General features: G+C 65.0%; 10 protein-coding genes. 7 read left to right on the top strand and 3 right to left on the bottom strand.

Features of this window, described 5'->3' with window-relative positions; all coding sequences use genetic code 11:
- Positions 1 to 17 precede the first annotated feature (17 nt).
- Genes rsgA through AABB87_RS04435 form a run of 3 tightly spaced genes read right to left on the bottom strand, consistent with a single transcriptional unit; the run spans position 18 to position 2,570 of the window.
- Positions 18 to 926 carry a ribosome small subunit-dependent GTPase A gene (rsgA, locus tag AABB87_RS04445; RefSeq protein ID WP_058720125.1) on the bottom strand — a complete coding sequence of 303 codons (909 nt, stop codon included), beginning with the start codon at positions 924 to 926 and terminating at the stop codon, positions 18 to 20.
- Positions 923 to 1,288 carry a 4a-hydroxytetrahydrobiopterin dehydratase gene (locus AABB87_RS04440; RefSeq protein WP_341970102.1) on the bottom strand — a complete coding sequence of 122 codons (366 nt, stop codon included), beginning with the start codon at positions 1,286 to 1,288 and terminating at the stop codon, positions 923 to 925. The genes rsgA and AABB87_RS04440 overlap by 4 nt, the downstream gene beginning before the upstream one ends.
- Positions 1,289 to 1,304: 16 nt before the next feature.
- Positions 1,305 to 2,570: a M48 family metallopeptidase gene (locus AABB87_RS04435; protein WP_341970101.1), complete on the bottom strand. Its 1,266-nt coding sequence runs from the start codon at positions 2,568 to 2,570 to the stop codon at positions 1,305 to 1,307.
- Between the two features lie 63 nt (positions 2,571 to 2,633).
- Between AABB87_RS04435 and orn the strand changes: the two genes are divergently transcribed.
- The 7 genes from orn to AABB87_RS04400 all read left to right on the top strand — a co-directional run bounded on the left by orn (position 2,634) and on the right by AABB87_RS04400 (position 13,232).
- Positions 2,634 to 3,224, top strand: coding sequence for an oligoribonuclease (gene orn, locus AABB87_RS04430; protein WP_341970100.1), 591 nt, complete (start codon positions 2,634 to 2,636; stop codon positions 3,222 to 3,224).
- Positions 3,225 to 3,244: 20 nt separating this feature from the next.
- Positions 3,245 to 5,143: a chorismate-binding protein gene (locus AABB87_RS04425; RefSeq protein ID WP_341970098.1), complete on the top strand. Its 1,899-nt coding sequence runs from the start codon at positions 3,245 to 3,247 to the stop codon at positions 5,141 to 5,143.
- A gap of 34 nt (positions 5,144 to 5,177) precedes the next feature.
- Positions 5,178 to 8,171 carry an SNF2-related protein gene (locus tag AABB87_RS04420; RefSeq protein WP_341970097.1) on the top strand — a complete coding sequence of 998 codons (2,994 nt, stop codon included), beginning with the start codon at positions 5,178 to 5,180 and terminating at the stop codon, positions 8,169 to 8,171.
- A gap of 572 nt (positions 8,172 to 8,743) precedes the next feature.
- Positions 8,744 to 10,444 (top strand): DEAD/DEAH box helicase, encoded by a 1,701-nt coding sequence (locus AABB87_RS04415; protein WP_341970095.1) that lies wholly within the window; start codon positions 8,744 to 8,746, stop codon positions 10,442 to 10,444.
- A 114-nt stretch (positions 10,445 to 10,558) separates the two neighbouring features.
- A complete protein-coding gene (locus tag AABB87_RS04410; RefSeq protein ID WP_341970093.1) occupies positions 10,559 to 11,167 on the top strand; it encodes a cold shock and DUF1294 domain-containing protein in 609 nt (202 codons plus the stop codon).
- Positions 11,168 to 11,175: 8 nt separating this feature from the next.
- Positions 11,176 to 12,513, top strand: a complete 1,338-nt coding sequence (locus tag AABB87_RS04405; protein WP_341970091.1) for a hypothetical protein — start codon at positions 11,176 to 11,178, stop codon at positions 12,511 to 12,513.
- The gene (locus tag AABB87_RS04400; RefSeq protein ID WP_341970089.1) at positions 12,510 to 13,232 is read left to right on the top strand and encodes a hypothetical protein; all 723 of its coding nucleotides are present in this window, start codon (positions 12,510 to 12,512) and stop codon (positions 13,230 to 13,232) included. Before AABB87_RS04405 ends, AABB87_RS04400 begins: the two co-directional genes overlap by 4 nt.
- Positions 13,233 to 13,234: the final 2 nt, after the last annotated feature.

The following is a 13,234-nucleotide window of genomic DNA, read 5'->3' as shown; positions in this document are numbered from 1 at the left end:
GGGCCGGCCGGCGGCCATCACCAGCGCTTGCTGGTCAGCTCGGCCAGGATTTCGCCGTAGATGCGGTAGCGCGCCGGGCTGATCAAGCCGGCCTCCACCGCATCGCGCACGCCGCAGCCGGGCTCATGCTGATGGGTGCAGTTGTAGAAGCGGCAATGGTCGGCATGCGCGCGCAGATCGGGCATCAAGAGCGGCAGCTGGGTGGGCTCGATCTGGCGCACACCGAATTCCTGGAAACCGGGTGAGTCGATCAGGGCCGATTGGCGCTCGGCGTCCACCCAGTACCACTGCGTGGTGGTGGTGGTGTGGCGGCCGGAGTTGAGCGCCACCGAGATATCGCCCACCTGGGCCTTGGCATCGGGGATCAAGAGATTGATCAAGGTGCTCTTGCCGGTGCCGCTGGGGCCCATCACAAAGCTGCGCTTGCCGGTCAGCCAAGGCGTGAGCTTGGCGATGGACTCGGCCGGTTCGGCCTTCAGCGCAATCTCCATCATGTTCAATCCCATGGCCCGGTAAGGCGCCAGGCGTTCCCGCGCGGCGGCGGCGCCGGGCAGGTCGGTCTTGTTCAGGGCAATCGTGGTGTGGATGCCGGCGGCTTCCGCGGCCACCAGGGCGCGGCACAGCTGGCTCTCGCTGAACACCGGCTCAACGGCAACCAGGATCAGCAACTGATCAACATTGGCCGCAAAGCTCTTGGTCTTCCACTCGTCCTGGCGGAACAGCAGATTGCGGCGCGGCTCCACCGCTTCGATCACGCCTTCGTCCGAACCACTGGGCGCCCAGCGCACCTCGTCGCCCACCACGCAATCACTCTTCTTGCCGCGCGGGTGGCAAACCCGGCGCAGGCCTTCGCTGTCCTCAACGATGTAATGGCGGCCATGGCCACGCACCACCAGGCCGAGATCCAGGGCGCTGAAGCGGCTCATGCGCTGGCGCCGCCGGCGTGGCGCAGGGCATTGACCCGCGCTGCGCAGATGAAGTCATTGGCCGTCAGGCTCCCGGCCGAATGGGTCGTGAAGCGCAGGCCGCAGTGCTTGAAAGAGATGTGCATATCGGGGTGATGGTCCTGTGCCTTGGCAATCGCGGCCACGGCGTTGGCGAAAGCCATGGTTTGATCAAAATCCTGGAAATCGAAGCGGGCTTCGATGCTGGCTGGCTGCGCCTGCTCATCTGCGCTGATCAGCTGCCAACCCGGCACCAAGGCCAGCCATTCGGGCCAAGCGGCAGGGGCCAGTGCGGCAAGCGCGTGTTGGCAGTTTGTGCTCAGTAAATCGATGGTGCTAGGCATCAGCGGGGCTGCTTCATCAGGCTTGTGACAGGGCCGCCAGGCGCTCGCTGGCCGGCGGGTGCGAATAGTAAAAGCGGGCGTAGACCGGGTCGGGCGTCAGCGTGCCGGCATTGTCCTCGTGCAGCTTCAGCAAGGCCGAGGCCAGATCGGCGCCGCTGGCCTGGGCGCAGGCATAGGCATCGGCCTGGAACTCATCGCGGCGCGAGAAATAGCTGCCCAGCGGGGTGAAGAAAAAGCCGAACACCGGCACCACCAGCAAGAACAGCAGCAGGGCCAGGGCGTCATTGGGTGCCGTCATATTCGGCTGCACATTGAAGGCCAGATAGAAGCCGGGCTGGGCCGACAAGCAACCCAGCAGGGCGAAGCCGGCCAGGCTGATGGCAAACATCAAGACCATGCGTTTGGTGACATGCTTGTGCTTGAAGTGCCCCAGCTCATGGGCCAGCACGGCCTGCACCTCGGCGCCGTTCAGGCGCTCCAGCAAGGTGTCGAAAAACACCACCCGCTTGGCCGGGCCGAAGCCGGTGAAGTAGGCGTTGCCATGGGCCGAGCGGCGGCTGCCGTCCATCACGAACAAGCCCTTGGCCTTGAAGCCGCAGCGCTGCATCAGGGTCTCGACCTGGGCCTTCAGATTGTCGTCAGGCAGGGGTTCGAACTTGTTGAACAGCGGCGCAATCACGGTCGGGTATAGCACCAGAATCAAGAGGTTGAAGCCCATCCAGGCGCCCCAGGCCCACAGCCACCACAGGCTGCCGGCAGCACCCATCAGCCACAGAATCAAGGCGGCAATCGGCAGGCCGATGACGGCGCCGACCAGCATGCCCTTTAGCGCATCGACGACATACATCTTCAGCGTCATGCGGTTGAAGCCAAAGCGCTGCTCCAGCGCAAAGGTGTTGTAAAGCTCCCAGGGCAGGTCCAGCAGGGCGCCAATCAGGGTAAAGCTCAGCAGCAGCATCAGCTGATAGCCCATGCCGCTGAAATGCGGTGTCAGCAGGGTGTTGAGCGCCTGCAAGCCGCCCAGCAGGGTCCAGCCCAGCAGCACGGCGCTGCTGAAGGCCAGGCTCAGCAGGCCGTAGCGGCTGCGGGCAATGGTGTAGTCAGCGGCTTTTTGATGGGCGGCCAGGGGCACGGTGGCGGCGAATGCGGCCGGCACGTCGTTGCGGTGCTGGGCCACATGGCGGATTTGGCGGCCGGTCAGCCAGAACTTGGCCAGCAGGGTCAGCACCAGGGCGATGGCGAATGCCAAGGCCAGAAATTGCGGGTTCAGGGATGAAAGCATGGTCCGAAGTGTAGGGCTGCGACAATACCGGCCACATAAAGTCTCCGCGAAACACCTGCCCCCATGAGCATCACGACCGATACCGACAACGACAGCGCCGCGCCCGCGCTGGCCCTGAATGAACAAAACCTGATCTGGATCGATCTGGAAATGACCGGGCTCAACCCCGAGACCGACCGCATCATCGAGATTGCCGTGGTGGTGACCGATGCGAATTTGACTCAGCGCGTGGAAGGCCCCGTGTTCGCCATCCACCAAAGCGATGCAACCCTGGACAAGATGGACGCCTGGAACAAGGGCACCCATGGCCGCAGCGGCCTGATCGACCGTGTCAAAGCCTCCACCGTGACCGAGGACGAGGCCGTGGCCCAGACCATTGCCTTCCTGAAGCAATATGTGCCAGCCGGCAAGTCGCCCATGTGCGGCAATAGCATCTGCCAAGACCGCCGCTTCCTGGCCAAGACCATGCCGGCGCTGGAATCTTTCTTCCACTACCGCAATCTGGATGTCTCGACCCTGAAGGAATTGGCCAAGCGCTGGAAGCCCGAGCTGCTGGCCGGCTTCAAGAAGGCGCAAGCCCATACCGCGCTGGCCGACATCACCGAGTCCATCGACGAGCTGGCCTATTACCGCGAGCATTTCCTCAGTCTCTGAGCCGGGCATTGAGGCCAGCCATGTCGTCTGACCTGACGCCCGAAGCTCCCGCCGTCGCTTTGCCGCCGCAGACCCTGCACGCTGCCTTTGACTTCCCTCGCCATCCGCTGGCTCGGGAGGACGGGGAGCGCGTGCGAGGTGCCTTCTACGCGCCGCCAGCCCGTTGGCTGCGCGCCCATGCGCCTGCCGAGTTGAACGCGGTGCTGGACGAGGCGCATGCGGCCAGCCGCGCTGGCGCCTGGGTGCTGGGCGGCCTGCGCTACGAAGCCGCTTCGGCTTTTGATGCGGCGCTGTGCGTGCGTGACACGGCCTTGCCCCTGGCCGAGTTTGCAGTTTTCGAGACTGCGCCCGAGCCCTGGCCCGAGGACGGCGCTGCAAACACGGTCAACGGTGCAAAGGCCGCCACACGCCGCTGTGAAGACTGGCAAGACAGCCAGAGCGAGCTAGACGAATGCGCGCAGATCGAACGCATCCGCGAGTGGATTCGCGCCGGGGACTGCTATCAGGTCAATCTGACCACGCCGCTGTATTCCGCGCTGGCCGAGGGCGTGGACTTGGCCGCCTACTTTCTGGCCCTGCACCGCGCCCAGCCGGGCGGCTTCTCGATTTTTCTGCGTGATGCCGGCGTGGCCAGCGTCTCGCCGGAATTGTTTTTCGACTGGCGGCCGGTGCCGGGGGCAGCCAGTTCCTGGTTGCTCGCAGCACAGCCCATGAAGGGCACAGCGGCGCGCGGCCGCGATGTGGTGGAGGACGAGGCGGCACAAGCCCATCTGCACACCAGCCAGAAGGAGCGGGCCGAGAATTTGATGATCGTCGACCTGCTGCGCAATGACATCAGCCGGGTCGCCCAGCTGGGCAGCGTTCGGGTGCCGCGATTGTTCGAGCTGCACGCTTTGCCAACGGTGTGGCAGATGACTTCCACCGTGACGGCGGTGAGCCGGCCCAAGCTGCGCTTGTCCGAGTTGTTCGCCGGGCTGTTCCCCTGTGGTTCGGTGACCGGTGCGCCCAAGATCCGCGCCATGCAAATCATTGCCGAGCTGGAGCCCGCGGCTCGCGGCTGGTATTGCGGCGCCCTGGGCCTGCTGCAGCCGGGCGGGGTGGCCACCTTCAATGTGCCGATTCGTACGGTGGAAGCTCAGCTCGATAGCGAGGGCGGGGGATCGACGCTGCGCGCCAGTGTGGGCAGCGCCATCACGCTCGATTCGCAGGCGATGGCTGAAGTTGCGGAGTGGCGCGCCAAGTCGCGTTTCCTGCTGCGCGCTCAGGCGCCGGTGGCGGCGCTGGAAACCCTGCGCTTGCAAGACGGCGAGTTGCTGCGTCTGAACGGCCATATCGCCCGCATGCAACGCACGGCCCAGCACTTCGGCTTACGGCTGAATCAGGCGGAGTTGCGGGCGGCGTTGCAGGCCGTGGCCCAGCAAAATCCGCAAGGCCAGTGGCGTGTGCGAGCAACGCTTGGCGAACAAGGGCGTGTGCATGTTGAGCTGACTGCGCTCCCGCAGACCCCGAATTGCGTGATACTCGCGCTCGCTGAGCAAGCCGTCGCAACGCGCGGCCCCGGCGCTGAATTTCTTCAACACAAAACCACGCGGCGCGAAGCCTATGATTTTTTTACCAGCACCAAGCCGGCTCAGGCCTTCGACGTGCTGCTTTGGAACGAAGACGGCGAGCTGACCGAATGCACTTTCGGCAATATCGCCGTGAAGTTGGACGGTCGCTGGTTGACCCCGCATTTGCAAGCCGGGCTGCTGCCCGGCGTTTACCGAGAAGAACTCCTGCATCTGGGGCGCGTGAGTGAAGCGCGTTTGCTGAAAAGCGATCTGTGCCGCGCCCAAGACCTTGCCTTTATCAATAGCCTGCGCGGCTGGTGTCAAGCCAGCCTGCTGGGCAGCCCGGATGCGCTGGGCGGCGATTGCTAGCCGCCACGCCCATCCTCACCGAATACGACATCTCATGGCTACAGCCTCCAAGAAATCCGCCGCCAGCAGTGCCAAGACCACTGCCGCGCCCGCCACCGCAGCCAAGAAGCCAACGGCCAGCAAGACCGCAGCCAAGCCAAGCACTGCCGCCAAGGCAGAGGCCAAGCCAACTGCCAAAGCAGTTAGAGCTGTGAAGGCGGTTGAGTCCAAGCCTGCCGCAAAGGCGGTGAGCCCGGCGAAGAAGACCGTCAAGGCCAGCCCTGCAGCGGCACCCGCCAAACGCGCGAGCAAGGCGGCGAGCCCTGTGGCTGCTCCTGTCAGCGCCAAGCCGGCCGCAAAGGCAGCGGCTAAGCCTGCGGCGGTGAAGGCCGCAGCGCCCGTCAAGGCGGCAGCAGCCAAGGTCAAGGCTGCGTCGGTAGCGACGCCTGCGGTGAAAGCGCCGGCCAAAAAGAAGGCTGTGGCTGCAGTCGCTCCCGCCAAGACAACTGCTGCAGGCAAAAAGGCCGCTGCGGCAGCGCCCGTCAAGGCAGTGAAAACGGCTGTGAAGGCTATGGCAAAGGCACCGGTGGAAGCGCTAGCAAAGGCTCCGGTCAAAGCGGCTGTGAAGAAGCCGGTTGAGAAAGCGACCACCAAGGCCGTCGAGCCGATTTCAAAGAAGACGGCGGCGAAGAAGTCCGCCGCGCCTGTGGTGCCCGAAGCTGCGGCAGTGCCTGCGAAAAAGAAGCCAGCAGCTAAGCAGTCTGCCAAGCCCGCGGTGGCGGCTGTTGTGGCCGCTGCGCCGGTCGCCGCGCCTGCGCCAGCACCCAGCGCTCCGTCCAAAGCCAAGGCTAAGCCCAAGGCCCAAGCTGCTGCACCGGCCGCTGTCAGCCCTGCAAAGCCCAAATCGTCCGCCACAGGCGCAGCACCCAAGGGCAAGTCCGCTGCCAAGCAAGCCGACAAGCAGACGCAGCTCGCTGCCGCGCCCGTTGCGGCACCGGCTTCCGCCCCGGTGGCAGCGCCCCAGCCGCCCAAGGCCCCCGCGCGCTTTAGCCTGCAGGCCGAGGATGCCAGCAGCCATTTCGGCGCCTACCGCGTCACGTCCTTGAGCGATGCGGCCGCGCATTGGCAAGTGACAGTGCATGGCGCACAGGCCATCGATTGCCGCTGCAGCTGCGCAGGCTTTGCCTTCAGCAACCGCGGTGCTTGCGAGCACATCGACTTCGTGCTGGACGAACTCCTGAGCCAGCCCGAGGCCGCGCAAGTGCTGCGCCAAGGTTGGCATGCCGATTACAGCGAAGTCTTGCTGCGCTTTGGTGCGCGCCGTCAGCTGCGTTGGCGCCAGGGGCGTGCCTGCCCGGATGCGCTGGCGGAGGCTGCCCAAGCAATGCTTGACGAAAACGGCCGCTTGCGTGCCGAGGCGCCCGGTGCGCTGAGCCAGTTGCTAAATCTGGCTGCCACGCTGGGCCATGATTTGCGGGTGGAAGAGGGCGTGTGGCCCTTGCTGGCCCATCGCCGTGACGCCGCCCAGCGCGTGGAACGCCTGGAGCAAGCCTATCCGCAAGGCCTGGCCAGCCCCGCGCTGCATGGCTTGCTCAAGCTGCCCCTGCCTATCTATCAATTGGAAGCGGCCTTGTTTGCCGTCTGCGCCGGGCGCAGCTTGGTGGCCGATGACTTGGGTCTGGGCCTGCACGCACAAGCCTTGGCTGCGGCCGAATTGCTGATGCGCCATATGGGTGTGGAGCGCGTGCTGGTGCTGGCTGAGGCTGCCGGCTTGCCACGCTGGCAAGCCGAGGCGCAGACCTTGAGCCCGCGCGGCGTGCAGATGCTGCAGGCCGGCGCGGCGCCAAGCGCGGCTGAGATCGGCATCGCCTCGCATGCGGCGCTGACGCAAGACCTGACCCCGCTGCAGGCCTTCGCGCCCGAGTTGATCATCGTGGACGACGCGGCGCTGCTGGACGAGCAGATGCTCAGCCAGCTCAAGCAATTGGATCAGGGCTTTTTGCTGCTCTTGAGCGGCGAGCTTTTGAATCAGCGCCCCAAGGCCTTGTTGCCCCTGGTGGAGTTGCTGGATCGCCAGCGCAGCGGCCCTTATGCCCGCTTCCTGAGCTACCACGCCAAGCGTGACCAAGAAGGTCGCGTGCAGGGCTTTGTGGCCCTGGATGCGCTGGATCAAACGCTGGAGCGCCTGATGTTCGCCCGCAGCCGCGCCGACTTGTTGGCCACGCTGCCTCCCGCCTTGCTGCAACTGCGCAAGGTGAGCATGAGCGCGCAGCAGCAAGATGCGCAGGCCGGCCTGTGGCAAGGCCTGCGCCGTGCGGTGCAGCGCTGGCAGCGCAGCGACTATGTGTCTGACGCCGAGTTGCTGCAGATCACCCAGCAGTTGCAAGCCCTGCGCCGCGTGGCGATCAGCCCGCAGTTGTTGGCTGGCGCTTCTGCTGTGGTCTCTGCTGATGCCTCTGCTGATGGCGCTGATTTGGCTAGCCCCAAGCTGGCGGCGGTGGTTGAGGTGGCGCGTGAACTGCTGGGCCGCGCCGCGGCGCGCTTGGTGCTGTTCTGCCAGTGGGACGATGCCTTGGCTTTGGCGGTGGCGCCCTTGCAGGCGGCCGGCTTCAAGCTGCTGCATCTGCACGACGGCCAGAGCCTGGTGCAGCGCCAACATCAAGCCCGCCGCTGGCGCGATGACGCCAGCCTGCAAATCCTGCTGTGCAGCGACGCTGCCGCGGCCGGTCTGGACCTTCACATTGATGCGGCAGGAGAGGGCGCTGCGGCGGACCTCGGCCTGGGCTTGATCAATTTGGAACTGCCTTGGGGCGAAGCCTTGCTGGAGCAGCGCCTGGCCAGCGCCAGCCGCGAAGACTCGGCTGGCTTGCCGATGATTCAGCTGATTGCGCAGCCGGGACTGGAGCAGCAGATGTTGCTGGCGCTGGATCGCCTGCCCGAGCTGCCTCCATGCAGCCTGGACGGCGACATCGCCCGCCGCTTGATGCAAGGCGAAGAGCTGCGCGCCTTCATGCAGGCGCTGGCTTTGATGCTGCCCGAGGCGCAGTAAGCTTCGCTGGGTCTGATGGCCGCCAAGCCCGCCTTGGCCAGCCAATCAGGCCCAGGGCAGCAGCAAGCCCCAAGGCCCCCGAGCGTGCAGAAATGCGCGCTCGGGGGCCTTGTCGTCATCTGCTTGTAAAAAAGTCTCCCGTGGAAACCCTAGTGTGCTATAGTTGCGGTCTTGCCTGGGGGTCATGACACCCGCTCTGTTCCAGGTAATTCGTACGTCTCCTCTGACCTATGTTCAGGCCGCTGCCCAAGTTCTTCATTTACGAAGCTTGTGCGCAGTGACAGCAAACACATTCATATCGAATGCTTTGCTGAGCACCCTCACCGGGTGATGCGCTGAGCGCCCTTCGGGTTCGGTCGGCGGCGATGCCGTCGCTTTGACTGTTCCCCCGGCGCCGCCCCAGGCACCCATCGGCCAAGCTTTGCTTTGCCGATCTCGCAAGACCTGGCGCACGACGCGAGCTTTCTCCCAGCGACATTATTGGCTTGATGCGTCTCCATCATTGGCGTACTCAAGCATGTGCGCTCGTCTGCAATATTGGCAGGCAGGGCACAGCCATGTTGAAAGAAGTTATGACATTTGAAAATCTAGGCCTGCACGAGTCCATTCTGCGTGCCGTCAAGGATTCCGGTTACGAAACCGCGACTGAAGTTCAAACCCTGGCCATCCCCGCCGGCATCGCTGGCAAGGACCTGATGGTTTCCGCCCGCACCGGTAGCGGCAAGACTGCAGCTTTCACGCTGCCCGCCCTGAGCAAGATCATTGCCAGCCGTGCCGTTCAGCAAGAGCGTGTGCGTGGCAAGAACTACGGCCCCCGCGTGCTGGTGCTGTGCCCCACCCGTGAGTTGGCCATGCAAGTGGCCAAGGCGGCTCAGACCTACGGCCGTCATGTGCCCGGCCTGAAGATCGCCACCGTGTTGGGTGGCATGCCTTACGCCCTGCAGATCCGCCAATTGAGCGGCCCGCTGGACATCCTGATCGCCACCCCTGGCCGTCTGATGGACCACCTGCAATCCGGCAAGTGCGTGCTGGACAACGTCGAGACCCTGGTGCTGGACGAGGCCGACCGCATGCTGGACATGGGCTTCATCGACGACATCAAGTTCGTCGCTGACCGCATCCCGGCCGAGCGCCAAACCGTCATGTTCAGCGCCACCTTCGCTGGCCATGTGGGCCGCTTGGCTCAAGACCTGATGCGTGACCCGCAGCGTATCGACGTGGCTTCGCACACCGACACCCACGAGAACATCACCCAGCGTCTGCACTGGGCTGACAACAACAACCACAAGGACCAGTTGCTTGAGCATTTGCTGGCCGACAAGGATGTTGACCAAGCCCTGGTCTTCACCAGCACCCAGCGTGATGCTGACTGGCTGGCCGAGCGCCTGCAAGAGTTGGGTCATGCCGTGGCCCCGCTGCACGGTGGCATGCCGCAAGGCCGCCGCAACCGCGTGCTGATGGCTCTGCGCCGTCACGAAGTGCGCGTGCTGGTTGCCACCGACGTGGCCGCCCGCGGTATCGACGTGCCCACCATCAGCCACGTGATCAACTACGGTCTGCCGATGAAGGCCGAGGACTATGTGCACCGCATCGGCCGTACCGGCCGTGCTGGCCGCTCCGGCCTGGCCGTGACCCTGGCCACGCGTGATGACGTGTCCATGATCCGTCGCATTCAGCAGTTCACGACTCAGACCATTCCTTCGGCACAAATCGAAGGCTTGGAGCCTAAGACGCAAGAACCGCGTATCTTCCCGCCTCGGCCTGCTGGCGCCGGTGGTTTTGAAGACCGTGGTCCCCGTCCTGGCTGGGGCAACAAGCCTGGCTTCGGCGGCAACAAGTTTGGCGGCGGTGGCAACAAGTTCGGCGGCAAGCCCAGCTTCCATCGCGATGGCGGCAAGCCTTTTGTGCGTGAAGGCGGCCCGCGTCCGGAGGGCTTTGCTCCCCGTGGCGGCGACTTCCGTCAAGATGCCCGCCCGGCCTTCGGCAACGACCGTCCTGCTTTTGGCAATGACCGTCCTGCTTTCGACCGTGGCAATGACCGTGGTGGCTACGACAACCGTGGCGGCCAAGGCGACAACCGTGGTTTCGCCCCCCGCAACGATCGCCCCGCCTTCGGCGACAAGCCGGCCTTTGCTCCCCGCAATGACCGTCCTGCCTTCGGTGACAAGCCCAGTTTCGGCGGCGATCGTCGCCCAGGTGGCTTCGATTCGCGCGGCCCCAAGCGCGCTGGCCCGCCGAGCGGCGCCCCGCGTCGCAGCGGCTTCGGTCGCTGATAAGATTGCCTCCTGAAGGTTGAGAAAAGCCCGCGTAAGCGGGCTTTTTTTCGTTGGGGGATGGCACTCTTGTTGAGTGAATTGAGGTGAGGCTGGGCGATGCGAGGCGTGGCAATGCGATTTGAAGGACTGCTGAGTCAATGGGACGACGCCAAAGGCTATGGCTTTATCACCCCCCGGGACGGTGCGCCCAAGCTCTTCGTCCATGTCAAGGCTTTCGCGCTGCAGCAAGAGCGGCCCCGGCAGGGCATGGCCCTGAGTTTTGAGGTCGGCCACGATGCCCAAGGCAAGAAGCGCGCGCTTAAGGTGCGGCCCCTGGCCACCAAGGCTTTGGCACCCAAGCCCGCTGCCGCGCGGCGCAGCGCCAATCATTTGTGGTTGGTGCCGGTTTTTGCCGCCTTCTATTTGGCCTGCCACATCGCCTGGGGCCTGCGGCCCGGCGTGTGGGGTTTGTACATGGCGCTGAGCATGGCCACCTTCATCGTCTATTTCGGTGACAAGCGAGCCGCTGCGCGTAACCAATGGCGGGTGGCGGAAAACACCTTGCATCTGCTGGCCCTGGCCGGCGGCTGGCCCGGGGCCTTGCTGGCCCAGCATCTGCTGCGGCACAAGTCTGCCAAGCCGGACTTTCGGCGGGTTTTCTGGTTCACCGTGGTGGCCAATTGGGTCTTGTTCGTCTTGATCTGCTCGCCATGGCTGCGGGCCTGGTGGGAGCGGGGATAATCCAGCCCATGCGGGAGCCCAACCACCCAGCGAGCGAAGACGAAGCTCGCTTTGAAGATTTTTTTCGCGATGCCGCTGCGCCCAATGAGGCGCAGCTCCTTTGGCAACTAGAACGGCAAGACGCCTTGACGGCAGCGCTGCGTGCGCTGTTTCACGGCCCGGCCAGCTTGGTCAAGCTGCGGGTGTGGGTGTTCATGGAAGTGATGGCCATGCCGGCCTCGCGCATCAGCCGCGAAACCTTCAATCTGCATTTCCACATGTTGCGCGACGAGCCGCTCGAGCTGGTGCTCAAGCGCCTGCGCGAGGCCGAGCTGCTGCTGTGGGATGCCTCCAATCAGCAATACGGCGTCACGCCCCTGGCCCAGCAGTTGCTGGGCGTGCTGACGCCCCTGGTCACGGCCAGCTCGCAAGACGCCGACTTGAGCGCCTTGCTGACCAACGTCACCGGCGCCCACCAGCTGGGCACCCTGGACGCGGCGCAGCTGCAGCATTTGCAGGCCCAGCTCTCGCGTTTGTACGACGAGTTTGCCGATGCCATTGCCAGCGGTTCCGAGTTCCATCTGCGCCGTGCCCGCCAACGATTCGGCCGTGCGCTCAGCTTGGTGGAAAAGGCCAGCGAGGCGCTCTCGGCCATCATGGTGCAGGCGCAAGAGCAGGGCAATGCCAAGCTGGAGCGCTTGGCGCGCGAATTGGGCCTGGCGCAGGCGCGCTTGCTAGCCATGGCCAGCCAGTTCAACCGTGCGCTGCAGCAGGCCGATCGCCAGCGCGTCACGCTTGGCTCCACCGGCATCACCACCACCGATGTGCGGCGCTGGTTGCAGGGCGTGCATTTCCTGGAAAACCTCAGCCTGGGCGCTTTGTCGCGCCCGGTGCATCCGATCTTTGTGGCCCAGCATGAGTTGCTGGACACCACCGAGGCCGAGTTCGAGCGTGACCGGCCCAAGCCGCCCGTGCCCGAGGCCTTGCCCAGTGCGCAGGCCGCCGCCCTGGGCGAGCTTGCGGTGATGAGCTTGCCGCCCGAGATGGGCTTGATGCAGGCCTTGCTGGCGCGCTGGAGCGAGGCCGGTGAGGTCGAGCAAGACCTGGCCCCCGCCGTGCTGGGGGGCAGTTATGCCCGCGCCTCTTACCGCGCCCAGCTGCTGCCATTGTTGGGCGACCCGCAGGCCCAGCATTTGAGCGGCGCCACCGGTGACATGGCGCGCCAACCCTGGCGCGTGCATTGGTCGGCCGAGCAAGGTGAGATTGACGACGAGCACATCGCCTGGATGAGTACCGGCGTGCTGCGCAGCACCGCCGCTGCTGCCGACCCGGCGCTGCAAGAGAAGAACGAGGACAAATCCGAATGAGTAGTAGTTCAGCCCTGGACGATGCTGCCGCCCTGGCGGCGCAATTGCTGGCGCGCCGCTGGCTGCCGCGCAGCCACCCGCTGGTGCGCCGCGCCTTGATCGACACCGATATCTGGACCGCGCTGGGTGAGCGCCTCGCCGCCGTAGGCCTGCGGGTGATCGACAACCTCTACGCCGACCACATCAGCCTGGCCATGCTGCGCCCGGCGGAAGCCGCCGTGTTCGGCGAAACCGGCTTGGCTGCCAACAACAATCTGGACTTGCCGCGCGACGGCGTGGCCTTGCTGGTGGTGCTGTGGTCGCTGATTGTGTTGCCCAAGCGCCAGCGCCAGGTGGCGCGCGCCGAGGCCAAGGAAGAAGGGCAGGGCGAGTTCTTTGCCACCGACAAGCCAGTGCCCATGGCCATCAGCGTCAGCCCGACGATTTCCTACCGCAGCCTGCTGGCCGACTTTGGCAACCAGCTGGGCAAGAAGATGCGCCTGGACTCCAACCTCAAGCTGCTGGAGCGCAACGGCTTCATCACCCGGCGCGGGGAAGACATTGCCGAAGGCCCGCTGCTGGACCTGCTGCTGGACTACGACACCCTGGCGCCGCGCATTCTTGACGGCGCGCTGGGCGATGTGCTGGCGCGCAGCACCGACCCGCTGGTGGCGCCGGCCCTGGCCACGTTGCGCCAGCCGGAAGAAGAAATCCAACCAGAATCCGATAGCGAGTCCTGATC

Source organism: Roseateles sp. PN1, assembly GCF_038419725.1.
Lineage (GTDB): Bacteria > Pseudomonadota > Gammaproteobacteria > Burkholderiales > Burkholderiaceae_C > Paucibacter_A.
This window is presented reverse-complemented; position numbering and strand designations above follow the sequence as displayed.

What these genes read in the sequence shown, in the direction of transcription:
- rsgA (WP_058720125.1), bottom strand. Translation starts at nt 926, where the DNA reads ATGAGCCGCTTCAGCGCCCTGGATCTCGGCCTGGTGGTGCGTGGCCAT.
- AABB87_RS04440 (WP_341970102.1), bottom strand. Translation starts at nt 1,288, where the DNA reads ATGCCTAGCACCATCGATTTACTGAGCACAAACTGCCAACACGCGCTT.
- AABB87_RS04435 (WP_341970101.1), bottom strand. Translation starts at nt 2,570, where the DNA reads ATGCTTTCATCCCTGAACCCGCAATTTCTGGCCTTGGCATTCGCCATC.
- orn (WP_341970100.1), top strand. Translation starts at nt 2,634, where the DNA reads ATGAGCATCACGACCGATACCGACAACGACAGCGCCGCGCCCGCGCTG.
- AABB87_RS04425 (WP_341970098.1), top strand. Translation starts at nt 3,245, where the DNA reads ATGTCGTCTGACCTGACGCCCGAAGCTCCCGCCGTCGCTTTGCCGCCG.
- AABB87_RS04420 (WP_341970097.1), top strand. Translation starts at nt 5,178, where the DNA reads ATGGCTACAGCCTCCAAGAAATCCGCCGCCAGCAGTGCCAAGACCACT.
- AABB87_RS04415 (WP_341970095.1), top strand. Translation starts at nt 8,744, where the DNA reads ATGACATTTGAAAATCTAGGCCTGCACGAGTCCATTCTGCGTGCCGTC.
- AABB87_RS04410 (WP_341970093.1), top strand. Translation starts at nt 10,559, where the DNA reads ATGCGATTTGAAGGACTGCTGAGTCAATGGGACGACGCCAAAGGCTAT.
- AABB87_RS04405 (WP_341970091.1), top strand. Translation starts at nt 11,176, where the DNA reads ATGCGGGAGCCCAACCACCCAGCGAGCGAAGACGAAGCTCGCTTTGAA.
- AABB87_RS04400 (WP_341970089.1), top strand. Translation starts at nt 12,510, where the DNA reads ATGAGTAGTAGTTCAGCCCTGGACGATGCTGCCGCCCTGGCGGCGCAA.